Here is a 25,448-nt window from a genome sequence, read left to right on the forward strand (position 1 = left end):
TGACGTCGCACCATCGAACACCTCCGTGATCACGGGGTGTTGCGACGACCGGTTGAGTCCGCCTTGCGAGCCCCTGTCCGACTGGTGAATGAGCCCGCGGACTTCGTGGCCGTCGACGGCGCGCTGCCACAGCCCCTGCTCGAGGGCGTCGGCAGCCAGGTCGGTGCGCAGCGAGGTCGAGCAGCGCCAGCCGACGATGCGCCGCGAGTAGACGTCCATGACGAAGGCGACGTACACCCAGCCCGACCAGGTCGCGACGTAGGTCAGGTCGGCCACCCACAGCCGGTTGGGCGCCGAGGACCGGAAGACGCGCTGCACCAGGTCATCGGGGCGGGTGTCGACCGTCGGCGCCGGGACGGTGGTCCGCTTGACCTTGCCGCGCACCGCGCCAGCCAGGCCGAGGTCGCGCATCAGCCGCTCGACCTGGCAGCGCGGCACCCGATGGCCCTCGCGCTTCAGAGTCCGCCAGACCTTGCGGTCTCCGTAGACGCCGAGGTTCGCCTCGAAGACCCGCCCCATTTCGGCTAGAGCTGCTCGTCGCGGACCGACAGATCCGAGAGAGGTCTGGTCCGCGCGGCGTAGTAGGTGCTCGAAGCGATCGCCGCGCCCGCCTCAGTGAGCGCGCGGCAGATCGGCTCGACTCCGAACTCCTGACGATGCTGGTCGATGTAGTCGATCAGCCTGGGATGGCCGGTCGAGCTCGGCTGCGAAGAAAGCCGACGCGCTCTTGAGGATCGCGTTGGCCCGGCGCAGCTCACGGTTCTCCCGCTCCAGCTCGACCAGTCGCGCCCGCTCGTCGGTCGTCAGACCCGGCGCGCTGCCCGCGTCGATGCGGGCCTGCTGCACCCAGTTCCGCAGCGAGTCCGGCACGATCGCCAACTGCTCGCCGACCCGCTTGCACGCGGCGTTGACGCTCAGCTTCTCCGGCCCCTCCACCAGATCGAGCGCGAGGCGGATCGCCCGCTCACGCAGCTCGTCGGGGTACTTCCGCGGTGCCGCCATGACTTCCGTCCTTCGGTGGTTGGAAGCCTCCATCAATCCCGGGGCGGTTCAACCTCAAGCGCACCGAGACAGTCACTCGGCCAAGCGCCATGCTCCCGCTGGATAGGTCTACGGCCCTCAGGTGTTACTGCCCATGGCGGCCCGCCTTGCGCGAGCCGGTCGGCCGGGACGTGTAGAGGCTCTGTTCGGACTACTGCGTGGCCGCGTACTGCACGGACACCGAGGGCATGGGCCGGTATTGGACGGCAGTGTGCTTGGCCTGAATGAGCTGGGACGGCCTTGTGTGACACCGTCCGCCACGTCGGGCTGAGACTTGTGATCTGTTGGTTGGCACGGCGGTGTCGTCCCGAACGGCGACTCCGGGCCACGCATGTCTGTCTGTGAAGACGACGCTGCTCAACTGCCTGTGCGCGGCCATCCCGGCGCGCGAGCGGGTGGTCACCTGCGAAGAGGTGTTCGAGCTCACGGTCACCGGGATCGCTGCACAGAGTGTTAGCCATGTCCCACCGGCCAGATGTGGCTGCTCACCTGCCTGTGCGCGTCCATCCCGGCGCGCGAGCGAGTGGTCGCCTGCGAAGAGGTGTTCGAACTGTCCCGTCCCTCGCCCCAGGTCTACGGCGGTCGCCTTCGGTGCCGGGTCCGGCAGGCGCCCGTTCCCCCGATCTTGGTGAGGGTGCGTGCGCCCTCGTGCATGGACACCGCGCCGCGCACAGGGCAGCGTGCCCGAGGGGATGAGGAGGGGATGTGGCAGAACAGGGACGGCTGACCCGCCGGCGGCAGTCGCGGTGGTCCGGTCGGCTCCCCTTCATCATCAGCATCGCTGCCGTCCTGGTCGCCTGTGGTGGAGACCCGACGACTCCTGGCATCCCGGACTCCTCCGTCCCCGACGCGCTACCCGGCACCCCGGCGGAGGTGGAGGAGGCCCTCTTGACCACCGACGACCTGGGGGAGGGGTGGGTCGACCTCGGTGCGGTGCCGCTCGACGAGCGGGGTTTCGACGGTTGTCCCGAAACGCGGGTGGTCACCTCCGGAGCGGACCCCACCCGGCTGGGGGAGGCGCAGAGCCTCTACGCCGAGGGCGACCCGCCCGTCCCGACGTTCGGCGAGTCCGTCTCCCTGTGGGAGTCACCGGAGGTGGCGACGGAGAGGTTCGCTGCGTTCGCGTCGATGACGTCGGAGTGCCGGTCCTTCGAGCACGAGATGCCCGACGGGAGCACGGCCACGGTGAGGATGCTCTCGCGCGAGGCGCCGCAGTTGGGCGACGAGGCAGTGGGCGTGGTGATGGAGGCCGACCACGACGACGGGCCCACGATCCTGCGGGACACCATGATCGTCCGCATCGGCGACGTGCTGGTGCTGGCCGAGGGCGTCGACCGCTCTGAGGACGATCCCGAGGCCGACCGCCAGCAAGAGCGCTTTGACGAACTGACCCGGCAGGCGGTCGACAAGGCGACCTCGATCCTTTCCGACTGACGGCCCGGGCCCCTCCACGGGTCGTCATGGCGGGGGCACGCGTGGGTCCCGACCTGCTCAGCGACACCGGCTGACAGCAGATCCGCTCTGGCGGGCTCGAGCTCACCGCGTGACCCGTCTTGGGCACGGGGAGGCCCTCGTAGAGGCGCACGACGGGAGCCACCTGGCCGATCGCGCCGCCTGGCGTGACCAATCCATGACCGAAGCGGCGGTGCGCGCCCTGGCAAGACTGGAGGCCCTCTGTCGCCCGCTACTCGTCATCGGGGAGTCTTGCGTCTATGTCGTCATTCCAGTAGGACAGCTCGTACGTTCTGATGATCGCCCACTTACGGAATGCTGCAGACTGGTACAGGCATCCCGCTGCGACAAGTGCGAGGACGAGCGCGGTCAGTCCTGCAAACAGTGGAGAGCTACTCGTGAAGGTCTCCACGAGAGCCATCAAGGCGCCCAGGGCGAGTGGGGGGACCGAGCGACTCAGCATCAGGCCGATGGCTCTCAAGCGCGAGATCTCAGCAGCAGCCTCGTTGTCGTCCGCCTCCAGCGCGGCGAGGAGCGTGAACGGATCCAACTGCAGGAAACGTCGCGGGGTTGCAATGGCGTTGCGTCGAAGAAACTCCTCCTTCGCCTCTACCGACGGTTCGATCGAGCTGAACGGGTTTAATCGATCGATGATGCTACCGAGAGGGCTTGACGCCTGTCCCGTCAAGAACGCCGCGACAGCCAAGGCGGTGAGCAGCAGCAGAGAGGGAAGACCCAGAAGGCTCGGGACTTCGATCCAACCGGCTCGGTGAGATGCGTACGCGAGAGCTGTCAGGTATAGCGATCCTGGTACCGCGTACGCGAGCAAGTCGAAGAGGCCGAGTACTATCGCCATTCCTTGCTCCCAGTGGTCGACCTGACGGGGCGTTGGTGATCCGCTGACCGATGTCGTCTGTGTGGGGTTCCACTTCGACGTGCGACCTGTAGGGGACTGTCCCGAGTCCTGTTGGCTCGTCGGGTAGGCGTCAGGCCGCGGGTAAGAGACTCGCACCTGACGGGGTCAGACGTCCGGGGCGGTAGTTCCGCTCGATCGTCACTCGTCGGCACAGGCGCTTGGTCGACAGCCCCCTCCGTCGATGTCCACAGATTGCCGATGACCCGCTGATCGTTCGCTCCGGCGTCTGATGGCGTGTCAGACCCGTGCCCGGAGGATGCGGCGGAAGTAGATCCCGGCAGCACGTATCGGTCGACGAACCAGGTCGTGCGGCGGGGCTTCATCGGATCGACGAACGGCACCGACGGGGTCGGCCGGCTGTCGCGATCGACCTCGACGAGCGTCAGCTTCCGTCGGCTCACGGTGATCGGCATGACCGTGTAGCCGTCGAACCGCTGCATCGGCTTCCCGTTCCGGGCGGCGGCCGTGTCATGGGCCAGTATCTGGACCTGGTGCCGGAGCGCCCCGCCCGACGGGCGGGTCGCCACGTCGGCCGCATCGCCGATCGTCCAGATCGACTCGTGCCGTCGGGAGCGCAGCGTGTGCGGGTCGATGTCGACGAGGCCAGGGACCGAGTCCGCGGTGAGGCCGGCCTCCGCGATCCAGCGCGGAGCCCGGCCCGATGGTGCGAGACAGTGGGGGTGAAGTCGAGCTCCTCGAGCACCCGTCGGCCCGTCCGCGAGGTGACCGTGATGGCGTGGGTGTCCCAGTCCACCCGCTCGATGCCGGCCTCGCGCAGTACCTCCACCCCGTAGCTGGCGAAGGTGCCGTCGAGGTGTCCTCCGGTGCGGCCGTTGCGGTCGGTCCAGAAGGACCAGCCGGACCTCGAGGTCTGCCAGGACGCCGGTGCGCCGCCAGTGATCGCACGCCATGAGCAGCGGCTTGAGCGCCGTCGAGCCGCAGGACGCCGGTTCCGGTGGCATGGTGTCCTCCACCAGACCGGGGCAGAGGTCGAGGGTCGAGGGTCGAGCAGTGCAGCGTGCGCCCTCCGCGCGTGCGCACGGTCATGGCGCCCGGATCGACGGTCTCGACGCTGTCGCGGACCCAGCCGCACCCGTCGGGGACGACGTCTCCCATCGGGCGCTCCAGATCCGCCGTCGTCGCCTGCCCGCCGGCGACGTGGTTCAGCCGCGGCTTGTACCGGTGCACCGGCTGAGGGGCCACGAGGGTGAGGTCCGAGGCGCCGTTGTGGATCAACCCCGCCGCAAAGGGAGATGCCGGGTTGCCGCCGCCGACGAACAGCACCTCGGATGCTCCACGTCCGCCTCCTGAGCATGGCGGACATGCGGGTGATCTGGCCCCGGCTCTCTGCCGGAGGACCATCAGCATCAAGGGTCTTGACGAAGGCTAACGTTGTTAGCCACTCTGTGCGCTAACAACGTTAGCCAGTGCGGAGGAGGAACGTCATGGCCAAGCGACTGATCGCCGACGTCGACATCGCTGCGACACCTGACCAGGTCTGGCGGGTGCTCACCGATCTCGCCGCCTATCCGGCGTGGAATCCGTTCATCGTGCGGGCAGAGGGGGTCGTGGAGCCGGGCCGTCGGCTGACCCTGACCATGCAGCCGGTAGGCGGTCGAGCGGCGACCCTGCACCCCCGGCTCATCGAGGTGGACGTGGGCCGGCAATTGCGGTGGCGCGGCACGGTGGGGATTCCCGGCTTGATGGACGCCGAGCACACCTTCACGCTCGAGCCGCGGGGCAGCGACACCCGGCTGATCCAGCTGGAGGAGTTCCGAGGCGTGCTCGTCCCGTTCCTCGCAGCGTCGCTAGACCGGACCACGCTGCCTGCGTTCGAGGCGATGAACGAGGCGCTCAAGAGCCGGGCGGAGCACGCCACGTCGCGCCGTCGTGGCTGACCCGCTCTCGACCCGCGCGCGCGAGATCGTGGCCGTGGCCCGCGATGTCCTGGAGCGGGAGGGCTCAGACGCGCTGACCATGCGTCGGATCGCCGAGGTCCTGGGGATCCGGGCCCCGTCCCTCTACAAGCACGTACCCGGCAAGGACGCGCTGGAGGTCGCGATCATCATCGCAGGCTTCGAAGAGGCCGCCGAGGCGTTCGAGACGGCCACTGACGGAGCGTCGGAGCCCCTGGCGGCCTTCGTCGGGGCCTATCGCGCCTTCGCCCACGGACACCCGCACCTGTACCGGCTGATGACCGATCGACCCCTCCCTCGCGCGGACCTGCCTCCGGGGCTGGAGGAGCGCACCGCCGCGCCGCTCCAGCGAGCCACGGGCAGCCCCGCCCGGGCTCGCGCGGCGTGGGCCTTCATCCACGGCATGGTCCTGCTCGAGCTGACGGACCGCTTCCCCAAGGACGGGATCACCGAGCAGGCCTGGCAGGCCGGTATCGCCGCGATGCAGCGCCCCGAGTGATGCGCCCCACCTGAGCCGTGCGGTCGCGCAGATGGATCGCTCCTCCATGGAGTACCGGGATGGAGCACAGCGTCGACCCATCGCCGTGGCGCGCCGATCGTCGAGCGAAATGCCCTCGGGATCGTCGCGCTCGTCGCACTGATGACAGGCGTCGTCGATCACCCCGTACCAGTCACATCCACTCCTGGGAGACCGTCGTGGACATCCCGCACTGCCTGGCCGACTTCGGCGACTGGGCCTTCGACCGCCACGCCAACCCGCTCAGCTGGTACATCAGGCCGCTGTTCCTCCTGCCGCTGGCGTGGTTCGCCTACCGACGCAGCGGCTGGGGCATGGCCTGCACCCTCGTCGCGCTGGCCTCCAGCATCTTCTGGTTCCCGGCGCCGGCGCAGCCCGATCCGCAGGTCCTGGAGTTCCTCGACTTCGAGCGGAAGTGGCTCACCGGCAACTGGAACGCCCAGAAGACCCTGCTGGCGCTGGTCGCTCCCCTGTCACTCGCCGCCTTTTGTCTCGCGTTCTGGAAGCGGTCCGTCGGGTGGGGGCTGGTCATCCTCAACCTCATGGCCGGCGCCAAGCTGCTGTGGGGCGTCGTCTCCGGGGACGGCACCGGATGGGCGATGACCGCGCCTGCGCTGGTCGGCCTGGTGCTCGGGGACGTCGCCTTCCTATGGGCGCTCCGGCGGCTGCGAGAGCGCCGTCACGGGCACGCCGACCAGCTGACGGTCCGGCCCGTCGTGACATCGCCCGAGTTCGTCGTAATCCCGGGCCGCGTCTCGGCACGCCCTACTCACCGGACAGGAGATCCCCGATGACCATCCAGAACCCTCCTGCGGCCACGACCGTGCCCATCCGCATGAGGCGGCAGTCCTTGGTGCGGGCGAGCGTCTGCACAGGGGTGGCCGCGGTTGCCGGGAACGCCTTCGTCGGCAAGGCGGCGATGGACTGGTTCCGAGGCCTCACAGCTCCGCGCTGGCAGTTGCCGATGCCTGCTCTCGTGGTCGTTGCTGGGCTCTACTACGGGGTCATCGGCTACGTGCTGGCACGGAGCATCGACCGTCGCGACGCCAGGAGCACCGCATGGAGCGTGGCGGTCATCGTCGGCAACGAGGCCTGGAACGGAGCCTTCTTCGGCCGTCGAAGCACTCGTGCCGGCGTCGTCGGACTGTGCGCCTTCATCGTTCCTCTGGTGGCGCTACAGCGATCGGTTGCGGGGGACGCACACTCGCGCCACGCATTGACCCCGTACACGGCCTACGTCGTCATCTACGACCTGCCGTGGGTCTACCGGCTGTGGCGGCTGAATCCCACACGCGTGCGGACACACCTCCCCGGGACCGATGACTGACCAGCGGGGCGCCGAGGCGCAGTCCCGCGGCTCGGTGCGCATGGAGGGCGAGGACCACGTCGGGCAGGACGGCGACCTCCGTGGATTTCCGCTTCGATGTGTAGCTGCAGCAAGGGTCGATCGCCGGCCGCCGCCTCCCGATGTCAGAACACCCATCCGGCGGGCGCGCGGGGATCGGGGACGTAGGCGCAGTACGTACCGGTGCGGATCGTGCGGTCCAGGTGCTCGCCGAGTTCGAGATGGTGCTCACCGATCCGCGCGATCGCCTGACGGATCGCGCGGGTGACGCCGGCTCGGGCGCGCTCGGACGAGGACGCAGCTCGTCGACCACGGCCACCGAGCCCGAATGCACGGGCGAGCTCGTGCACCAGGAAGTCGCGTTCGGCGTCGGACTGCGCAGCTCGTCCGGCGTCCCCCATCTCCCGCGCCTCGGCGATGTCGTCCTCGATCTCGGTGAGGCGCCGCCGGTAGGCGTCCCTGGCCTGCGCGTCGAGGAGCTCGCCCGCGTCACCGAACGTCGAGTGCGTGACCTCTGCGGCCCGGCCGGTGGCGCCGGGCGCACTCGTGCCGGCCTCCGCGGCGACGAGGTCCAGCACATGGAACTCGTGTCCCGGATGGGCGAGCAGCCGTGCGAGGTACCGCATGCCCTTGAGGTCGCGCACGAGGACCGTCTGCCCGTCGAAGACCACTGACCAGTAGTCGCCCGCGCGACGGAAGACGTTGTCGCTGGCGTCCGACGGCCCGTCCAGGGGAGCCTGGCCGCCGGGGGGGTCCACGAGTGGCGCGGCCGCGATCCTGTCGAGGATCGTCCGGGCTGCTCGGCGCTCCAGGGCGGCCCGGTGCTCGCTTCCGCTGGCGGCGTGTGCCTCGGCCAGGCCCATCCGTGCGCGTGCCGCCTCGTACGGTGCGCCCACTTCGTTCCAGAGTCCTACCGCTTCGGACAAGGACTGCTCGGCCTGGGCCGCATCGCCGTCGGCGAGCTGGACCCTGCCGCGCGCGAGGGCGGCGCTGGCGGTCAAGGCCTTGTTCTGGAAACGGGCGGCGACGAGTTGCAGTTGGTCCGCGGCCGATCGGGCGCGGACGACGTCGCCGGCCGCGATCTCGATCTCGACCTGCGCCTCCAACAGCGGCGCACGCTGCAGGTCGGTGTCCGGTGGGCGCTCTTTCCACGGCACCCGCAGAGGGCGCTCGAGCGCGTCTCGGATGGAGGCGGCCGCGGTGGTCACGTCCCCCCGGCTCAGGCGTACCAGAGCCAGACCCGGTTGGGGATCCCACCCGGCGCGGTGGCTGGCCAGCAGGGCTTCCTCCGCACCCGCGATGTCCCCCTTGTGCAGGCGGATGCGTCCGAGCTCGTTCAGCGGCCACCCGAGCTCGCGTCCCAGGTAGGGGCGTAGTTCCTCGCAGGCCATCAGCGCCTGACCCTCCGCCTCGCTGCACGCCCCCCGGAGCCGGAGGATCTCGGCGCGGTGGACCCGGCAGCGCCCGTGGAGGCTCCCGATGGCACTCCTCTCGCCCCAGCGTTCCATCGCTTCGGTCCACTGCTCGGCCAGGTCGTACTGGGCCAGGCCCTGTAGAGCGCACACCAGTTCGCAGTAGACGACCCCGGTCGAGAGGGGATCGAGGTCCCCGGACACGGCCGTCACCCCGGCCTGGTCGAGCAGCGTCAGACCGCGCCGGACATCGCCGTCCAGGATGAGCAACCGGGCCTGTGCGACCTGTCCGATGGTGGCCGCGGCTGGATCACACGTCGAACCCACCTCGATGGCCTGGCGCGCCCAGCGCCGAGCGTTCGGCAGGTCGCCGGTCAGCATCCGCTCGTACGCGCGGACGACGCCCAGCCACGCGTGCACAGGTGTCGGGCCTCGATCCTCCAGAAGCCCGTCCGCTCGTGCCAACCAGCCACGCACCGGGGCCATGAGGGCGGTGTCGAAGAGCAGGTGCATGGCGACGCGCACGGCGGCTCCCGCGGCCGCGAGATGGTCTCCGGCTTGCAGACCGGCGGCGTGGACCCGCTCCCACGCCTCGATGGTCACATCCAGCTGGCCGGCCGTATAGGCGACCTCGCCGAGCGCCTCGAGATCGGCGGCCTCCAGGAGGCCGTTCGCGTCCGCCTCGATGAACAGGTCGAAGGCCTGCTGCCAGGCGCCTCGGGAAGCTGCCACCCGTGCCCGCTCCACGAGGCCGTGCTCAGCGCCACCGCTCATCGCGCCCCTGCCGTGTCCGACGGCCGCCGTAACCGTGGCGGTTACCGCCGTAACAGTCCTCCTTCCGCATCTCGGGTGGGGACCACGAACCCCCGAATCAGCGAGGCATCCGAGGAGAAGTCATGGAGCGTGCAACCGTCAACGACGTCGAACTCGCCTACGAGGTGGTCGGATCCGGTGAACCCGTGCTGCTCATCAGCCCCGTCCTCGCCGACGGGTTCCTGCCGCTGCTCTCAGAACCGGCGCTCGCCGGCCGCTATCAGCTGATCCGGTACCACAAGCGGGGTTGGGTCAGCAGCACCCACTCGCCGCCGCCGGTGAGCGTGGCGACGCACGCTGCCGACGCCGGGGCGCTCCTGGCGCACTTGGGCGTGCCGCGCGCCCACATAGCCGGCCACTCCAGCGGCGCGGCGGTCGCGGCCCAGCTGGCACTGGACTGCCCGGATCGCGTGCACACGCTGGCCCTGCTGGAGCTGTCGCTGCTCTCCGTGCCCAGCGGCGAGGCCTTCTTCCAGCAGGTCGGCCCCGCGTTCGAGGCGTACGGCAGCGGCGACCACGAGGGAGCGGTGGCCCGGTTCCTGAGTGTCGTGGGCGGCGTCGACTGGGTGACCTGCCGGGCGGTTCTCGACGAGCGGCTACCGGGCGCCGTGGAGCAGGCGGTCAAGGACGCGGACACCTTCTTCGGCGTCGAGCTGCCGGCCCTGGCCGAGTGGGCGTTCAGGTCCGAGGAGGCTGCCGCCATCGATCGCCCCGTCTTGTCGGTGCTCGGCGCGGACACCCAGCCGCTGTGGGTGGAGGTCGCCGGCTTCCTCCGTTCCTCACTCCGGCAGGTCGAGGAGCGCACGATCGACGGCGTCGGCCACCTCCTGCACATCCAGCAATCCCCGCCGGTGGCCAGAGCCATGGCCGACTTCCTGGGCCGCCATCCGATGGCCGGCTGAGGAGGGCCGCGCCGGCCATCCGTCGCCCCCAGCTGCTGGACCCCGTCCAGGCGATCCGGCCCAGCGGGGTGAGCGGCTGTCCTGCCGCTCGGTGACGGCGCGACGGGAACACCCGTTCGCGGGCGCCCTGCCTCTGCGCCGTCCCCTCGACGGTGTCACCGTCGGGCATGCGCACCCGGGGACAGCGGGTGGGGCCGGTGCTCCTGGCGACCGCCCTGGCCCTGTGCGGCTGCAGCGGGGAGGAGTCGGCGGGTGAACCCGTCGCCACGGTCTTGGTGACGGTCGTCCCCGAGCCGGCCGCGCCCGACCCCGCCCCGCCCGACCCGGCGCCGCCCGACCCTGCTCCACCCGACCCGGCTCCACCGGACCCGGGGGCGGTCCACCCCGACGCGGGCGAGCCGGAGCAGGCGGCCCCCGTACCGGCCTCGGTCACCTCGTCGCCGATGGCCGTGGCATGTGCCGACGCGGTCGCGGCGCTCACGGATGCGGTCACCGCCTACGAGACCGAGGCGCTGGCCGAGGGCGGGGGTGGCGGCGACCGGGCAGCCACCGCCGCGGAGATGCGCGCGGCGTGGGATCGGGCGTGGGCGGCGGTGTACCGGGTCGGGGCCGGACTGCCCGAGGCAGCGGCGCCGGCCATGGCCGCCGTCACCGCCCTCCACGACGGTCTCGCCACCCGCCCGACGCTGGACGAGAGCGATGCCGATCCCTGGCGGGCTGCCCGGGAGGACCTGCAGGACTGGTGCCAGGCGCAGGGTTGAACGCCCCCGCGCCACGAGGCCCTCAGCGGCCGCGGGCTTCACCTGCCGGCACCCGGGGTAGCGCTGGGACACGTTGTTCCGGAAGTCCTGAGACGAGGGAGGGCGCGCGATGACGACCAAGGTGGAGAAGTCGATCCAGGTCGACGTACCGGTGACCACGGCCTACAACCAGTGGACCCAGTTCGAGGACTTCCCGCACTTCATGGGCGGGGTGAAGCAGGTCCGCCAGCTCGACGACCAGCGACTGCACTGGGTCGCCGAGATCGCCGGTGTGAAGCGGGAGTGGGAGGCCGCGATCCTGGAGCAGGTGCCGGACCAGAAGGTCGCCTGGGCCGCCACGAGCGGCGCGACGAACGCGGGTGCGGTCCGGTTCGAGCCCGCCGGGGCGAACTCGACCATCGTCTACCTGCAGTTGGAGTACGAGCCCGAGGGTCTCGTGGAGCAGGTCGGCGACAAGCTCGGCATCGTCGAGCGGCAGGTGAAGTCCGACCTGGAGCGGTTCAAGGCGCTGATCGAGGACCAGGGCTACGCCAGCGGTGCCTGGCGGGGCTCGGTGAACGAGGACCTCGACGTCGGCACGCCCGGGGTCGGTGCCGCCTTCGGCTCGGAAGGCGACAGCGGGAAGGCAGGGGTGTCGGCGAAGGGCGTCATCGCCGGCGCGGCAGCCGTGGCCGGCGTCGCGGCCGCAGGTGTCGCCGCGGCGACGTCCAGGAGCGGCCAGCAGTCCGAGACGGAGCAGGGCGTGGTCCAGCCGCAGGAGGTGGCCGTCGTCCCGCAGCCACCCGACGACGCGGTGCGTGACGACGTGCTGGTCGAGGAGTCGCACCCAGAGGGCTACACCACCGCGCCGTCGACCGAGGGCGTGGAGAAGGGCGTGCGCGACACCGGCGACGACCCGATGATCGGCGGCGGCAGCCGCTGACCACACGCGAGACCTGCGAACTCGGGGCCATCGCCCGCTGATCGCCACGAGTTCGCAGGTCTCGAGGGGGCGACCACGCCGCGGGTCCGCGACTCGGGGTGAGCCCGCGCGCGGGAAGGTGCCAGACTCGGCCGGTGCAGCTGCACAGACTCCTGCTGATCCGCCACGCCAGGGCCGCTGGCGGCCACGTCGATGCGGACCGGCCGCTCACCGAGAAAGGCCGACGGCAGGCCGCGGCGATCGGGACCTGGCTGGCCGAGGCCGGGATGGTGCCCGACACGACGCTCGTGTCTCCGGCCCGTCGGGCGGCGCAGACCTGGGCGCAGGCGAGTGCCGCGCTGGAATCGGGACGGCAGCCGATCGTCGACTCGCGCATCTACGACAACACGGTCGAGGCGCTGCTCGCCGCCGTCCGGGAGACCTCCGAGGACGTGCGGATCCTGGCGGTCGTCGGGCACAACCCGTCGGTCGCGGAACTCGTGAGCACCCTCGACGACGGTCGCGGCGATCCGGTTGCCCGGCGTGCCGTCGAGGCCGGGTTCCCAGCCGGTGGTGTCGCCTTGTTCGACGTCGCCGCGCCGTTCGCCGCGGTCATCGAGGGTTCGGCCACGCTGACCGACTTCCAGGTGCCGGGCGGCTGATCCCCGCACGGCAGCCGCCGGCCACGCGCCAGACCTGCGAAGTCGTGGCCATCGCGCGCTGATCGCCACGAGTTCGCAGGTCTCGAGGGGGCCGCAGAACCACCCCACCCCTCCGGGTGCCCCGGCCGGTCAACCGCGACCGCCCGGCCCACAGCGGATGCGACGGTGGGCTGATGTGCACCCTGACGATCGGTGGACGGACGGTCGACCGCGGCGAGGCCCGCGCGTTCGCCCGGCGGTACCTCACCGAGGGCGTCGGCTGGTCCTACCCCTCCTACGACGGCTTCGACGCCGCGGGAGCGCGGGGACCTCTCGTCGACGGCGACTTCCTGGCGCCGGTCCTGCTCAACGTCCGGCACCTCGCGGTGACCACGTACGAGAACCTGCAGCGGGTGCGGCCGGCGCTCCAGTCGGCGCTCGACGACCTCCCGCCGGACCTGTCCCTGCTGGACGCGCGGCCGGCCGACCACCGCCTGCTCGCCCGCCTGTTCGCGGTGCTCGATGGTCCCGGGGTGGGCGGGGTGAGGGGCACCGTGCTGTCGAAGGTGCTCCACCGGAAGCGGCCGGCGTTCATCCCGCTCTACGACGAGCGGGTCCGCAGCGTCTACCAGGACGGCGTCGACGCCCCCGTGCCCCCGGAGGCCAGGTCCTGGGCGGACTTCTCGATGCTGTTCGCCCAGGCCGTGCGGGCCGACCTCGAGCGGGAGCTCCCGTTCTGGGAGGACCTCACCAACTTCGCCGCCGGACCGCCGATCACCCCGCTGCGCGCCCTCGACATCGTGGCCTGGTGGGCCGGCGCCGGCCCGATCGACGAGGAGTGACGCGCGCTCAGGTCCCGCAGAACGTCCGGTAGGCGCCGAAGTCCTGCGGGGCCGGGGCGGCGTAGCGCTCCAGGCCCGGCCGCTCGCCGAACGGGTCGGTCACCGCGTCGAGCAGCCGTTCCAGCGGCCCCAGGTCGCCGTCGGTCGCGGCCGCGAGCGCCTCCTCGACGAGGTGGTTGCGGGGGATGTAGGCGGGGTTGACCCGGTCCATCGCATCGGGGTCCGGACCCAGGGCGCGCCAGCGCTCCAGCCAGGCGTCGAACCCCGCGAGGTCCAGGAACAGGTTGCGGGCCAGGTCGACGTCGCCGCGAGCGGCCGCACCCAGTGCGCGGAAGGACGACGTGTGGTCGACGTGGTCCCGCCGGAGCAGGGCGAGCCACTCGTCGCCCAGCGCCGAGGCCACCGCGTCGTCCAGACCCTCGGGCAGACCGAGCTTCGCGCGCATCCCGGCCGACCAGGCCGCGCCGTACCGACGGCGGAACGCGCCGAGGGACTCCACCGCGAGCGCGACCGCCGTCTCCGGGTCGTCGTCGATGAGCGGGAGGAGGGCCTCGGCGAGCCGGGCGAGGTTCCACTCGGCCACCAGCGGCTGGTTGCCGTACGCGTAGCGCCCGCTCTCGTCGATCGAGCTGTAGACCGTGGCGGGGTCGAACGCCTCCAGGAAGGCACAGGGCCCGTAGTCGATGGTCTCGCCCGAGATGGTCGTGTTGTCGGTGTTCATGACCCCGTGGACGAACCCCACGAGCATCCACCGGGCCACGAGCGAGGCCTGGACGGCGACCACCGCCTCGAACAGCGCCAGGTACGGGCGCTCGGCCGCCGCGGCGCCGGGGTGGTGGCGCGCGATCGCGTGGTCGGCCAGGCGGCGCAGCAGGTCGACGTCGTCGGTCGCCCGGGCGTACTGGAAGGTCCCCACGCGCAGGTGGCTGCCGGCGACCCGGGCGAGCACGGCGCCCGGGAGCAGGGTCTCGCGGCGCACCTGCCGCCCGGTCGCCACGACGGCGAGGGAGCGCGTCGTGGGGATGCCGAGCGCGTGCATCGCCTCGCTGACGACGTACTCGCGCAGCATCGGACCGACCGCGGCGAGGCCGTCCGCACCACGGGAGAACGGCGTGCGCCCGGAGCCCTTGAGGTGCAGGTCGCGGAGGCGGCCGTCGGCGTCGGCGAGCTCACCGAGCAGGAGGGCGCGGCCGTCGCCGAGCCGCGGGGCGTACCAGCCGAACTGGTGCCCGGCGTAGGCCTGCGCCACCGGGGTGGCCCCCTCGGGAACGAGGTTGCCGACCAACAGCCGCCGGCCCTCGTCGGACCGCAGCCAGCCAGGATCGAGGCCGAGTTCGGTGGCCAGCGGCTCGTTGAGCACCAGCACCTGCGGGTCGGGGGCGGCGTCGGCCTGCCAGGGGAGCGCCAGTTCGGCGAGCTCGCTGGCGAAGCGGTTGCCGAGGGCGATGGTCGGCGGCGGGGCGACGCTCATCCACCGAGGTTACGGGGGAGTTGGCGAGGCGTCAGAAGTCGAGCGGCTCGCCCCGGCCGGGAGGACGTCAGTCGCCGTCTGAACCGCCGGACTCCCAGAACTGGGATCGCTGTCCAGAGAGGACCGGTCGCGCTTGTGCGGAGCCGACTCCCCGAGTCGGTACAGCTGATCCCGGCTCGTGAAGTGGGAGGCGATCAACCGTCGACGGTTGTCGATCTCCTCGTCGGTGTAGGCGTTCTCCAGGATCTTTCGGTCGCCAGGCTTGACACGTACGAGGTCGACTTGTCGCTGGTTGGCGAATGACAGGATCTCGCCTGTCGGTTGACCGGTGAGGAACCATCCGTGGCCGAGATTGGCACTCCTGATCTTCTCACCGACCTCGAAGTGGAACTCGCCGATACCCATGACCGGCCCGACCAGCTCGTCCTCGCACTTGTAGGTATGGCCCTCGAACCTGTAGAAGAGGCGGACGGGTGCGAGCCTCTCGATGGCCACGGCGGTGGCACCCCACCAGGCCAGGAACAGGCCTTGTGAGTCGTACTGCCTGCCGGACAGGTCGAACGCATCCACGGAGCCGGACAAACGGATCTCCAGCAGGGTCACGGCTTCCAGTCTCGCTCCGCCGTCTCTGCTGGGGACCAGCACGTATTGCCACCAGAGCCCATCGGCCAGCCGGGCCGCCGCCTGGCGCGGTTCGTAGTCGACTATCCAGAACCGCTGTTCTCGCGCATCGCGCAGGGACAACGCAAGAGTGATGGCGGAGCCGGCGAGGACGACAATCGCGACGACGATGATCGTGGTCCTTCTCGTCTCCTCGTCGGTCGAGGTGGAGACGATGGCTGTACCCAGAAGCGTCAGTGCAAGGACGAAGAAGGCGTAAGTGCGATCTCTGAGTTGCACCTCTTTCAGGGAGCTGTTGAGCGCCTGGAGGACCGAGAAGGGGCCGACACCGCTTGACGAAGGTTCGTAACCGGTCATGAGCGTTCCTCGCCGTTGAGGCCGGATCGCAGCGCTCAGCGGTCGATGGGAGACGTGGGCTCGGCTCCTCGACCGAGCAGCTCCATCGGCCGCTCGCGAATGGATCCGTCGAACTCGACGGTCCACCATCCCGGCGACACGTCACGGATGCGTCACCGCAGCGCGCGCCATGGGAACGGATGTCGGCGAGCTGTTGGCGCCCGACGGCGTCGCGGCTCGACCCAACCGACGTTGAGAGCCGCGGACGACTCCCGCACCTGTAGGTGGCCGGTAGCAGCAAGCCCGGCACTCGCTGAGCCCGCGGTCATCGGGCGGCCCAGTCGGCCCTCCGGCCGCTTCGGCCGGCGATCGTCGAGACCAGCACCAGCTTCACCAGCCAGTCGCCCGCGTGGATCGCGGCCTGTCGCCACGGCACCCTCTCGTGGACGACGGAGCCGGTGAGCAGGACGACGGGGAAGGCGCCCCACAGCGTCAGCCCGAGCGTCACCGCCTCCCGCGTCGTGGTCACCCCGGTCCGCGCGGCGAGGGCCGCCACGGCCGCCGCGACCGTGCCGCTGCGCACCAGCTCGACCGGCAGCACCCAGGCCGGCATCGAGGGGTCGGCGTAGGCGTCGTCCAGCCGGGCCAGCTCCTTCCCGAACGCCGCGTACCAGGCGCCGCTCGCGGCCACGGCCGCCGCGGATGCGACGCCGACCCTCCGCAGGTCCGTCTCCCGTTGCCTCATGCAGGTCAGACGGCGGGGAGCCGGGGGAGTCATCGGTAGACCGACCCGGGTTGCCGACCTGCCGCGGCGGGTCGATCCTCCGCAGCATGGCAGCAGCCCGTAGATCAGCGCCGTCGGTGGAAGAAGCGCCGCAGTCGACCGCGAAGGTGGACAAGGCCTACTACGAGAAGGAGATCGCCCGGCTGCAGATCGAGCTGGTCAAGCAGCAGGAGTTCATCCGGGCCCGGGGCCTGCGGGTCGTCGTCGTCTTCGAGGGTCGGGACGCGGCGGGCAAGGGCGGGGCGATCCAGCGGATCACCGAGACCCTCAACCCCCGTGCCGCCCGCGTCGTCGCGCTCGCGGCGCCGACCGACCGCGAACGGGGCCAGTGGTACTTCCAGCGCTACGTCGCGCACCTGCCGGCGAAGGGCGAGATGGTCCTGTTCGACCGGTCCTGGTACAACCGCGCCGGAGTCGAGCGGGTCATGGGCTTCTGCACCGAGGCGGAGTACCGCGAGTTCCTCCGCTCGTGCCCGGAGTTCGAGCGGATGCTCGTCCGCAGCGGGATCACGCTGATCAAGTACTGGTTCTCGGTCAGCGACGTCGAGCAGGAGAAGCGCTTCCAGGCCCGGCTCAAGGACCCGACCAAGCGCTGGAAGCTGAGCCCGATGGACCTCGAGGCCCGCAACCGCTGGGTCGACTTCTCCCGCGCCAAGGACGCGATGTTCGCCGCCACGGACATCCCGGAGGCGCCGTGGTGGGTGGTCGAGGCCGAGGTCAAGAAGCGGGCCCGCCTCAACGTCATCAACCACCTGCTCGCCCAGGTCCCCTACGAGGACCTCACCCCCGAGCCGCCGACGCTGCCGCCCCGGCCCCCGGTGCAGGACGACTACGTGCGGCCGCCGAAGGACAGCCAGAACATCATCCCCGACGTCGTGCCCTGACTCCCCGGGCGGAGGAGCGCGCGGCACCCCTCCCTGACCCCGCGGACGACGGCGAAGACTGCCCCATGGCCGCTTCCCGCCCGGGCACCGTCCTGCTCGTCACCCTCCAGGGCGGAGGCAACGTGCCGCCGCAGATGGGACTGGCCCGTCGGCTCACCGGGCGCGGGCACCGCGTCCACGTGCTGAGCGAGCCGAGCGTGGCCGGCGAGGCGCGCGCGGCCGGGTGCGCGTTCACGCCGTGGCCGACCGCTCCCTCCGGCAACGCCGTGGACCGGGACCGCGCGGCGGCCCGAGACTGGGACCTGCGCACCCCCGCGAAGGCCGTGCGGTTCGTGCGGACGGTGGGCGACTTCCTCTTCGGCGCCGCCGGGCTCTTCGCGCGGGACGTGCTGGCCACGCTGGAGGAGGCTCCGGCCGACGTCGTCCTGGTGGACCTGGCGCTGGTGGGGGCACTGGCCGGCGCGGAGCGGTCCGGGCGGCCGACCGCGGCCCTGATGCCGAGCATCTACATGCGGCCGACCCGGGGCCGTCCGGTGCTGGGCAGTGGGTGGCAGCCCGCCCGGGGCCCGCTCGGCCGGCTGCGCGACCGGGCGGCTCCGGCCCTGTTCAGCCGGTTCGTCGACCTCGGCCTGCCGCGGCTCAACGCCGCCCGCGCCGACCTGGGGCTGGCGCCCGTGGACGGCGTCTTCAGCGCCCTGGACCGCTGCGCCCGGGTCCTGGTCATGACCAGCCCGACGTTCGACCCGCCCCCGGACCACCTGCCGGCCAACGTCCGCTACGTGGGCCCGCTCGTCGACGACCCGGCGTGGGCCGGTGCCGGGCCGGTGCCGGTGCCGCCGGGCGACGAGCCGCTGGTCCTGGTCGCGATGAGCTCCACCTACCAGGCGCACCAGGAGGTGCTCGGCCGGGTCGTCCGCGCCCTCGCCGCGCTCCCGGTCCGCGGGCTGCTCACCCTGGGCCCCGGTCTCCGCGCCGAGGAGGTCCGGGGTGCCGGCAACGTCAGCGTCGTCCCCTCCGCACCGCACGCGGTGGTGCTGCGGGAGGCGTCGGCCGTGGTGACCCACGCCGGGCACGGCACCGTGGTGAAGGCCCTGGCCGCCGGTGTGCCGATGGTGTGCCTGCCGCACGGGCGGGACCAGGAGGACAACGCCGCGCGCGTCGTGCGCCGCTGCGCCGGGCTGCGGATCTCCCGGCGGTCGGAGCCGGGCACCATCCGGGACGCCGTGCAGCGGGTCCTGGCCGAACCCCGGTACCGGGAGGGCGCGGGCCGGATGGCCGCCGTCCTCGCCGCGGAGGCCGCCCGTGGGCCGTCGGCCGTCGACGAGGTCGAGGCGCTGCTCCGCGGCGGCTGACGACGGGCGTGATCACGGTCCCGATCGCGCCCGTCCACACGTGCTCGGGAGCGCCCGGCGGGGCTACTCTCGCCGCCACTCACCGGAAGGGGAGCGCTCATGGACGCCGGCGCGGACACGCTCCAGAAGGCGTTGCGGGTCAACCTCGACCCCCGCTGGTACGGGACCATCGCCGAGATCGGCGCCGGCCAGGAGGTCGCCCGCTGGTTCTTCCGGGCCGGCGGCGCGGCGGGCACCGTCGCCAAGACCATGTCGGCCTACGACATGGCGGTCAGCGACGCGGTGTACGGCAAGGCCGACCGGTACGTCTCCAAGGGCCGGCTGCAGGCCATGCTCGACCACGAGTTCCAGCTCAACCTCGACCGGCTCGGCGACGACCGCGGGGACGACACGGCGTTCTTCGCCTTCGCCGACACGGTGGTGGCGCGCAGCTACCGGGGCGGGAACGAGTGCCACGGCTGGATGGGCGTGAAGTTCCAGTCCCACCCCCGCGACGAGCCCAGCCAGGTCGTCCTCCACGTGCGGATGCTCGACGACGAGGCCGCGCTGCAGCAGGAGGCCCTCGGCGTCGTCGGGGTCAACCTCCTGCACGCGGCGTTCTTCCAGCACCACCAGCCCGACGAGCTCGTGGAGAGCCTGCTCGACCGGCTGACCACCGGCCGCATCGAGGTCGACATGATCGAGATGAGGGGGATCGAGTTCCGCGCCGTCGACAACCGGCTGATGGCCCTCAAGCTGGTCCAGCTCGGGCTCAGCGGCGCGGCGATGTTCGGGCCCGACCGGCAGGTGCTGCAGCCGAGCGAGGTGCTGCGGAAGAAGGCGATCCTGGTCGAGCGGGGCAGCTTCCGCCCGCCGACCGTCGTCAACATCGACATGCTCGAGGCGGCCCGAGGGAAGTTCGAGACCGACCCCGCGGTCGCCGGCCGCGACATCCTCCTGCTCACCGAGCTGACCATGGCCAACCTGCGCGCCGGCAGCGACGTCGTCGACCGGCGGGACTTCCTCGCCCGCGCCGACCTGCTGGCCGCCTGCGGGATGACCGTGCTCATCTCCGACTACGTCGCCTACCACCGGCTGGCCGCCTACCTGGCGTGGCGCACCGACGGCCGCATCGGCATGGTCATGGGGGTCCCGAGCCTCGCCGACCTGTTCCACGAGGCCAACCACGCCGCCCTGCCCGGCGGCATCCTCGAGAGCTTCGGCCGGCTGTTCAAGAACGAGCTGAAGCTCTTCGTCTACCCCATGCTGCGCGACGGCGAGGTGGTCACCGTCGACACCCTCGCCGTCGGCGAGGGCCTCCAGCCGCTCTACGACTACCTGTACCGCCGCGGCAGCTTCGTGGGCCTGGACAACTACAAGCCCGACTACCTGCCGATCCTCAGCCGCGACGTGCTCCGGCGGATCCCCACGGACGACGAGACCTGGACGTCGATGGTGCCGTCGGAGGTGTGCGAGGTGATCAAGAAGCGCGGGTTCTTCGGCTACCAGCGCGCCCGCTGAGGACCGGCGGCCCTCGTCAGCGGCGCGGCAGCCCGGCCAGCACGTTGCCGATGCCCGCCGAGTGGGTGTCCTGGCTGTCGAGCTGGCGCACGGTGCGCCAGTGGCCCGGAGCCCAAGCCCGCGACATCAGCCCCTCCGCGGAGAGGGCGATCAGCGCACCGCCCTCGGTCGCGAGCAGTTCCGCCTCGACCCGCTCGTCCTCGCCGCCTGCCGTCCGCACTGTCCACACCGGCATGTCGCGCTCCCCCGGCTCGGGGCGCCGCTGCTTGACGCCCGATCCCGCGTAGCCAACCGGGCACGCCGAGCGAGCGTCAATCGCGGCCGGGCGTGGCATCGCTCTGCGCGACGGAACGAGAGAGATCGGAAACAGGGGGTTGCCCGCTGGGCCGGGACGGCGAGCACTTCTCGGCCGAGCGCGTCGCCCTGGCGCTCGGTGAGCTGCCGCCCAAGCAACTGCGGTACCTCGGCGGCGACCTCGACGGGGTCCAGGTGCGGGCGACCGACGTCGACTGGTCCCACGGCGCCGGAGAGCCCGTGACGGCGCGGGCGGGCGACCTCCTGCTGCTGGCCTGCGGCCGCCGGGTCCCCGCCGAGCGGCTGGCCGGGCCGGCGGCCGCGCGGTTCACCGGGTCGGGCGCGTAGCCCGCCGGCTCACTCGCAGCCCACCCCGTCCCGGTCCCGGTCGAACTTCTGGTCCCAGCCGGGGTCGCCCGCGCGGATCGGGGCGGCACCCGCCGCCCGGACGGCGTCGCAGTTCGCGTAGGACGGCCCGGGCGCCGGCGCCGGGACGGGGACGACGGGGGCGGGTGCCGGTGCGGGCACGGGCGCGGGAGCCGGCGCGGGCCGCGGCGCCGGAGCCGGGGCCGGCACGACCACCGGAGCCCGCGGCGCCGGGGAGGCAGCCGGGACCGGTGCAGGAGCCGGAGGGGAGGTCGGCGCGGGGAGCTGCGCCACCACACCGCGGGGCAGCGGCTCGTCGGGGCAGGCGCTGAGCACGGTCGCGATGGCGTTCTTCTCGGCCTGCGTCATCCAGAGCCCGTAGCCGACCTTGACCGCCACCTGCCGGGCCACGTAGGCGCAGCGGTAGGAGCGGGCCGGCGGCAGCCAGCTGGCCGCGTCGCCGTCGCCCTTCTGCATGTTGAGCGGGCCGTCGACGGCGAGCAGGTTCAGCGGGTCGTTGGCGAAGGCGGTGCGCCGTCCGCCGTCCCAGCCCTGCGCGCCCTTCTGCCAGGAGTCGGACAGCGCGACGACGTGGTCGACCTGCACGTCGTCGCTCGTGGTCTGTCCCCGCTGGAAGGCGATCGTCCGCCCCGAGTAGGGGTCGGCCAGGGTGCCGGTCAGCACCACGCAGTTGCGGGTGCCCGGCTTGACCGTCTCCCCGGTCAGGTCGCGGGCGAGGACGTCGTTGCGCGTGTCGCAGCCGTTCCGGTCGGTGTCCACCCAGCCGGACCCGAACAGGTCGCGGTCGTACCCGGTCCGCGGTGCCCGGCCCCGCACCTCCACGGCCGCGAGGGCGGCCAGCGCCGACGTCCGCTCCGCACCCGCGACGGCGGCCTGCGCGTCCTGGTCACCGAGCAGGCCGCTCGCGGCGACGCTGGTCGGGGCGCTCGTCGGTGCCGCGACCTCGTCGGTCTCGGTCTGTGCCAGGGCGCGCTCCGCGGCCGCGATCGCCGCCTCGTCCGGGGTGGGGGAGGCGGGGGCGGAGGGAGTCGGCGTGCTCGGCCTCGACGCGGCCGCCGTCGGGACGGTCGGGGGTGCGGTGGCCGCGCCGGCCACCAGCGCGACGACGCCGGCCGCCGCGACCAGGCCGGCCGCCTTCCGGCCGGCGATGAACGCCCAGCGCGCCCGGCCGGTGATGGCCGCCCCCGTGCCCAGCAGCAGCGCCGCCAGGCCGGCCATCAGCACTCCACCGGGGAGACCGCTCGCGGCCAGGCCCCCGACGACGAACAGCAGGACCACCGCGACGGCTGCCCATCGCACGACCCGTACCGGCCGACCGGTCATGGGATCCCCCTCAGGAGCGGAACTGCGGAGTCCGGAAACTACGGGCGCGGCGGGGCCCTCCCGGGGACGTGACCGGGGGCACGCCCGGCGGCGTCCCACCCGCCACACCGGCCACGCCGGGTGCCGGGCGCGGGGGCGGCGCGGAGTCCCCGCGGGCGTGGGACCGTGCTCCGACGCCGGCACACCACCGAGGAGCGGGCCGTGGACGATGCAGCCGTACGGGCAGTGCTGCTCCACTACCTGGAGCGCAGCGCGGCGGGCGACGAGGAGGGGGCGAGCTCGATCTACCACCCCGACGCCGTGCTGGAGTTCCCGCAGTCCGGGGAGCGCTTCGAGGGTGTCGCCACCTTCCTGCCGTGGCGCCGGGAGTACCCCGCGACCTCGATCGAGTACGAACTGGACCGGGTGCGGGGCGGGGGCGACGTCTGGGTCGCCGAGCTGCGCATCCGCTACGACGGCGGTCCCTGGCTGTTCGGGGTCGACGTCCTGGAGTTCCGCGGCGACGAGGTGGTGCGGGAGTCGATCTACGTGGCCGAGGGCTGGGACGCCCCGGAGTGGCGGGCCCGGTGGCGGGCCGCGCCTCCGCCGACCGGGTGACCGCTTGACGTGGGTAACAGTTCGACATGACGGAACTCCTGTCGTGTATCTCTTTGACTGCGGAATCAGCGGCTAACCTCCCTGGAGTGGGCGCAGGAGCGCCCGCCGACGGTGGAGGGACGCACGATGACGACGGTGGACGAGCAGCGGGCGGTCGCCGGGCCGGGGCAGGCGGATGCCGCCGAGGTGATCCGGCAGGCCGAGGGCCTGTTCGACCTGATCGACAGCCACGGCGAGGAGAACGACCGCGAGGGCCGCATCGCCGAGCCGGTCGTCGAGGCGCTCTACCGGATCGGCGCGATCGGCGTGTTCACCCCGCGCGAGCTCGGCGGCCTGGAGATGACCCCGCGGCAGTCGATGGACCTCTTCCGCACCCTCTCGTACGCCGACCCGTCGACCGGTTGGGTGACGATGGCCATGGGCCTGGCCACCGGCCTGGCGGGGGCGTTCTTCGACCGCGCGACGGCCGAGGAGCTGTTCGCCACCCCCCGGCTGGGCATCGCCGGCCAGGGCACCAAGCCGGGTCGCGCCGTCCCCGTGGAGGGCGGCCACCGGATCAGCGGTGACTGGTCCTTCGCGTCGGGGATCAAGCACTCCACGCACCTGCACACCGCAGCGCAGGACACCGAGACCGGCGAGACGCGGTTCTTCATCGTCCCGGTCGAGCAGGTGACCTTCATCGAGAACTGGGACGTCCTGGGGCTGCGCGGCACCGGCAGCATCGACTACACGCTCGAGGACTGCTTCGTCCCGATCGAGTACAGCTACCCGTCGTTGAGCACCGAGCCGGTCACCGGCGGCGACCTCTACCGCATCGGCATCGGCAACTTCGCCAGCATCAACCACGGTGGCTGGGTGCTCGGCGTCGGCCGCCGGCTGCTCGACGAGCTCGCCGCCGTCGTCCGCGCCAAGGCCGGCCGGCCCGGCGCGCAGACCGACACCGCCGCCTTCCACGAGAACTTCGCGAAGGCCGAGGTGGAGCTGCGCGCGGCCAAGGCGCTGCTGTACGAGGTGTGGGAGGACACCGAGCAGGTGCTCGCGCGCGGCCAGGAGATCCCGCTGCGGCTGCACACGCTCAACCGGGTGGCGCTGCACAACGCCACGTTCTCCGTGGCCGGGATCGCCCAGTTCGTCTACACCTCGGCCGGCACCGACGCGCTGCGCCGCGGGACCATCCAGCGGCTGTTCCGCGACGTCCACGGCGGCACGCAGCACGTCTCGTCCTCGCCGCTGATCATGCAGGCGGCCGGGCAGGAGCTGGCCGGGCTCGCCGAGGGCAAGCGGTGGGTCCACTTCTCCCTGAAGTGAGATTCCCCAGCACGGAACTTCCGTGTCAGTCATTGCAGTCACAGGAAACGGTGACATACGTTACGGCGCCCCCCGGGACCACCGACGTCCCGAACGAACTACCGAGGAGACCGATGAAGCGCTCGAAGGCCGCCTGGGCGGTGGTCACCGCCGCCGTCCTCATGGCCGGCACCGCGTGTGGCGGGTCGGACGACGACGCCTCGAGCAACGCGTCCGGCGCGACGACCGGGGGCGCGGACGGTGGCCCGACCACGCTGACCATGGCCGAGACGCCCGGCAGCCCCTTCGCCTTCGTCAGCTACGGGGTCCAGCGCGGCCACTTCGAGGACGAGGGCATCGACCTGCAGCCGCGGGTCAACCCCGGCGGCGGGACGTCCAGCGTCCCGGCCCTCCTGCAGGGCGACATGGACATCCTGGGGCTGGACTTGGTGTCCACGCTGACCAGCATCGGCGCGGACCTGCCGATCAAGATGGTCGCCGCCGGCAGCGCCACCTCCGAGGACGCCGAGGGCGACTTCGCCGCGGTGCTGGTGCGGGCCGACAGCCCGATCCAGGGCCCCGAGGACCTCGACGGCGTCCGCATGGGCGTCAACGCGCTGCGCAACGTCAACGAGCTCTACATCCGGGAGACCTTGGACGAGCTGGGCAAGCCGCAGGAGGCCATCAGCCCGGTCGAGCTGCCCTTCCCCGACATCCTGGCCGCCATCGACCGGGGTGACGTCGACGCCGGCGTGGTCATCGAGCCGTTCGCGACCATCGGCCAGAACCAGGGGCTGCGCGTCGTCGACCGCCCGTGGCACGCGATCGAGCCGGGCCTGCAGATCGGCACGATGGTCATGACCGACGAGACCGTCGCCCGGGTGGGCGAGGACGTCGTGGCGGCCTTCGGCCGGGCCGTGCAGGCCACCGCCGAGGACATCCAGCAGGACCCCGACGCCTTCCGGGAGGCCCTCCCCGGGCTGGTCGAGCTCGACCCGGCGCTGGCGCAGTCGATCAACCTCATCCAGTGGCGCGGCCAGAACGACCGCGAGTCGATCGAGCTGACCGGGGAGCTGATGACGCAGTTCGGCCTGCTGGACGCGGAGATCGACTACGACGAGGTCATCCTCGACGACTGATCACGGACCCCGGT

Annotated in this window: 26 protein-coding genes, 1 pseudogene and 1 other annotated feature; of the genes and pseudogenes, 17 read left to right on the forward strand and 10 right to left on the reverse strand. The window is 71.9% G+C overall.

All coding sequences use genetic code 11. The features are described 5' to 3' along the window. The 3 genes and pseudogenes from MY526_RS00005 to MY526_RS00015 form a co-directional block, all read right to left on the reverse strand. Positions 1-411 (reverse strand): DDE-type integrase/transposase/recombinase (locus tag MY526_RS00005; RefSeq protein ID WP_436703069.1); only part of this gene is annotated, 411 nt, incomplete at its 3' end. Further along, a pseudogene (locus MY526_RS00010) lies at positions 385-522 on the reverse strand (IS3 family transposase); the annotation flags it as partial. The gene MY526_RS00005 and the pseudogene MY526_RS00010, both read right to left, overlap by 27 nt. Before the next feature lie 68 nt (positions 523-590). Further along, positions 591-718: a sequence feature (AL1L pseudoknot), on the reverse strand. Beyond that, positions 613-1,002, reverse strand: coding sequence for a transposase (locus MY526_RS00015; RefSeq protein ID WP_436702893.1), 390 nt, complete (start codon positions 1,000-1,002; stop codon positions 613-615). It overlaps the preceding feature by 106 nt. A 972-nt stretch (positions 1,003-1,974) precedes the next feature. Between MY526_RS00015 and MY526_RS00020 the strand changes: the two genes are divergently transcribed. Beyond that, entirely contained in the window at positions 1,975-2,475 is a 501-nt protein-coding gene (locus MY526_RS00020) for a hypothetical protein (RefSeq protein ID WP_436689683.1), read from the forward strand. 250 nt (positions 2,476-2,725) lie between these two features. Here the strand turns inward: MY526_RS00020 and MY526_RS00025 are convergent, their stop codons facing one another. Further along, positions 2,726-3,349 carry a hypothetical protein gene (locus MY526_RS00025; protein ID WP_436689685.1) on the reverse strand — a complete coding sequence of 208 codons (624 nt, stop codon included), beginning with the start codon at positions 3,347-3,349 and terminating at the stop codon, positions 2,726-2,728. A 1,505-nt stretch (positions 3,350-4,854) separates the two neighbouring features. Between MY526_RS00025 and MY526_RS00030 the strand changes: the two genes are divergently transcribed. The 4 genes from MY526_RS00030 (at position 4,855) to MY526_RS00045 (ending at position 7,169) form a co-directional block, all read left to right on the forward strand. Then, entirely contained in the window at positions 4,855-5,307 is a 453-nt protein-coding gene (locus tag MY526_RS00030; protein WP_436689687.1) for an SRPBCC family protein, read from the forward strand. Beyond that, positions 5,300-5,824 carry a TetR/AcrR family transcriptional regulator gene (locus tag MY526_RS00035; RefSeq protein WP_436689689.1) on the forward strand — a complete coding sequence of 175 codons (525 nt, stop codon included), beginning with the start codon at positions 5,300-5,302 and terminating at the stop codon, positions 5,822-5,824. The genes MY526_RS00030 and MY526_RS00035 overlap by 8 nt, the downstream gene beginning before the upstream one ends. A 197-nt stretch (positions 5,825-6,021) precedes the next feature. Beyond that, positions 6,022-6,636, forward strand: a complete 615-nt coding sequence (locus tag MY526_RS00040; protein ID WP_436702895.1) for a hypothetical protein — start codon at positions 6,022-6,024, stop codon at positions 6,634-6,636. After that, a complete protein-coding gene (locus tag MY526_RS00045; RefSeq protein ID WP_436689693.1) occupies positions 6,633-7,169 on the forward strand; it encodes a tryptophan-rich sensory protein in 537 nt (178 codons plus the stop codon). The genes MY526_RS00040 and MY526_RS00045 overlap by 4 nt, the downstream gene beginning before the upstream one ends. Before the next feature lie 143 nt (positions 7,170-7,312). Here the strand turns inward: MY526_RS00045 and MY526_RS00050 are convergent, their stop codons facing one another. After that, positions 7,313-9,331 carry a transcriptional regulator gene (locus MY526_RS00050; protein WP_436689695.1) on the reverse strand — a complete coding sequence of 673 codons (2,019 nt, stop codon included), beginning with the start codon at positions 9,329-9,331 and terminating at the stop codon, positions 7,313-7,315. 164 nt (positions 9,332-9,495) lie between these two features. Here MY526_RS00050 and MY526_RS00055 point away from each other — a divergent pair, with 164 nt between their 5' ends. The 5 genes from MY526_RS00055 to MY526_RS00075 all read left to right on the forward strand — a co-directional run bounded on the left by MY526_RS00055 (position 9,496) and on the right by MY526_RS00075 (position 13,459). After that, a complete protein-coding gene (locus MY526_RS00055) occupies positions 9,496-10,314 on the forward strand; it encodes an alpha/beta fold hydrolase (RefSeq protein ID WP_436702897.1) in 819 nt (272 codons plus the stop codon). A gap of 167 nt (positions 10,315-10,481) precedes the next feature. Further along, positions 10,482-11,075 (forward strand): hypothetical protein, encoded by a 594-nt coding sequence (locus tag MY526_RS00060; RefSeq protein WP_436702899.1) that lies wholly within the window; start codon positions 10,482-10,484, stop codon positions 11,073-11,075. Positions 11,076-11,184: 109 nt separating this feature from the next. After that, positions 11,185-11,997 (forward strand): SRPBCC family protein, encoded by an 813-nt coding sequence (locus MY526_RS00065; protein ID WP_436689701.1) that lies wholly within the window; start codon positions 11,185-11,187, stop codon positions 11,995-11,997. 134 nt (positions 11,998-12,131) lie between these two features. Further along, positions 12,132-12,638 carry a SixA phosphatase family protein gene (locus MY526_RS00070; RefSeq protein WP_436702901.1) on the forward strand — a complete coding sequence of 169 codons (507 nt, stop codon included), beginning with the start codon at positions 12,132-12,134 and terminating at the stop codon, positions 12,636-12,638. A gap of 173 nt (positions 12,639-12,811) precedes the next feature. Beyond that, positions 12,812-13,459, forward strand: a complete 648-nt coding sequence (locus tag MY526_RS00075) for a DUF6308 family protein (protein WP_436702903.1) — start codon at positions 12,812-12,814, stop codon at positions 13,457-13,459. A gap of 7 nt (positions 13,460-13,466) precedes the next feature. On the opposite strand, the gene MY526_RS00080 is transcribed toward MY526_RS00075, so the two are convergent. The 3 genes from MY526_RS00080 to MY526_RS00090 all read right to left on the reverse strand — a co-directional run bounded on the left by MY526_RS00080 (position 13,467) and on the right by MY526_RS00090 (position 16,632). Beyond that, on the reverse strand, positions 13,467-14,930 hold the full coding sequence (locus tag MY526_RS00080) for a protein adenylyltransferase SelO (RefSeq protein WP_436702905.1): 1,464 nt from the start codon (positions 14,928-14,930) through the stop codon (positions 13,467-13,469). A 9-nt stretch (positions 14,931-14,939) separates the two neighbouring features. Next, entirely contained in the window at positions 14,940-15,908 is a 969-nt protein-coding gene (locus tag MY526_RS00085; protein WP_436702906.1) for a hypothetical protein, read from the reverse strand. Between the two features lie 304 nt (positions 15,909-16,212). Then, positions 16,213-16,632 carry a DUF1761 domain-containing protein gene (locus MY526_RS00090; RefSeq protein WP_436702908.1) on the reverse strand — a complete coding sequence of 140 codons (420 nt, stop codon included), beginning with the start codon at positions 16,630-16,632 and terminating at the stop codon, positions 16,213-16,215. A gap of 86 nt (positions 16,633-16,718) precedes the next feature. On the opposite strand from MY526_RS00090, the gene ppk2 reads away from it, so the two are divergent. The 3 genes from ppk2 to MY526_RS00105 all read left to right on the forward strand — a co-directional run bounded on the left by ppk2 (position 16,719) and on the right by MY526_RS00105 (position 20,407). Beyond that, the gene (ppk2, locus tag MY526_RS00095) at positions 16,719-17,555 is read left to right on the forward strand and encodes a polyphosphate kinase 2 (RefSeq protein WP_436689713.1); all 837 of its coding nucleotides are present in this window, start codon (positions 16,719-16,721) and stop codon (positions 17,553-17,555) included. 65 nt (positions 17,556-17,620) lie between these two features. Then, complete coding sequence (locus MY526_RS00100) at positions 17,621-18,907, forward strand: nucleotide disphospho-sugar-binding domain-containing protein (protein WP_436702910.1); 1,287 nt, start codon at positions 17,621-17,623, stop codon at positions 18,905-18,907. Positions 18,908-19,006: 99 nt separating this feature from the next. After that, entirely contained in the window at positions 19,007-20,407 is a 1,401-nt protein-coding gene (locus tag MY526_RS00105) for a TonB-dependent receptor (protein WP_436689717.1), read from the forward strand. 16 nt (positions 20,408-20,423) lie between these two features. On the opposite strand, the gene MY526_RS00110 is transcribed toward MY526_RS00105, so the two are convergent. Next, positions 20,424-20,642 (reverse strand): hypothetical protein, encoded by a 219-nt coding sequence (locus MY526_RS00110; protein ID WP_436689719.1) that lies wholly within the window; start codon positions 20,640-20,642, stop codon positions 20,424-20,426. A 92-nt stretch (positions 20,643-20,734) separates the two neighbouring features. On the opposite strand from MY526_RS00110, the gene MY526_RS00115 reads away from it, so the two are divergent. Further along, on the forward strand, positions 20,735-21,049 hold the full coding sequence (locus MY526_RS00115; RefSeq protein WP_436702912.1) for a hypothetical protein: 315 nt from the start codon (positions 20,735-20,737) through the stop codon (positions 21,047-21,049). Between the two features lie 9 nt (positions 21,050-21,058). On the opposite strand, the gene MY526_RS00120 is transcribed toward MY526_RS00115, so the two are convergent. Next, the gene (locus MY526_RS00120; protein ID WP_436702913.1) at positions 21,059-22,411 is read right to left on the reverse strand and encodes a GmrSD restriction endonuclease domain-containing protein; all 1,353 of its coding nucleotides are present in this window, start codon (positions 22,409-22,411) and stop codon (positions 21,059-21,061) included. A 201-nt stretch (positions 22,412-22,612) separates the two neighbouring features. Between MY526_RS00120 and MY526_RS00125 the strand changes: the two genes are divergently transcribed. The 3 genes from MY526_RS00125 to MY526_RS00135 all read left to right on the forward strand — a co-directional run bounded on the left by MY526_RS00125 (position 22,613) and on the right by MY526_RS00135 (position 25,434). Beyond that, positions 22,613-23,008, forward strand: a complete 396-nt coding sequence (locus MY526_RS00125) for a nuclear transport factor 2 family protein (RefSeq protein WP_436702914.1) — start codon at positions 22,613-22,615, stop codon at positions 23,006-23,008. 126 nt (positions 23,009-23,134) lie between these two features. Next, positions 23,135-24,316, forward strand: a complete 1,182-nt coding sequence (locus MY526_RS00130; protein WP_436689726.1) for an acyl-CoA dehydrogenase family protein — start codon at positions 23,135-23,137, stop codon at positions 24,314-24,316. A gap of 113 nt (positions 24,317-24,429) precedes the next feature. Then, positions 24,430-25,434, forward strand: a complete 1,005-nt coding sequence (locus tag MY526_RS00135) for an ABC transporter substrate-binding protein (protein WP_436689728.1) — start codon at positions 24,430-24,432, stop codon at positions 25,432-25,434. The last annotated feature ends 14 nt before the right edge of the window (positions 25,435-25,448 follow it).

It is taken from the genome of Geodermatophilus sp. CPCC 205761 (genome assembly GCF_051383655.1).
Lineage (GTDB): Bacteria > Actinomycetota > Actinomycetes > Mycobacteriales > Geodermatophilaceae > Geodermatophilus.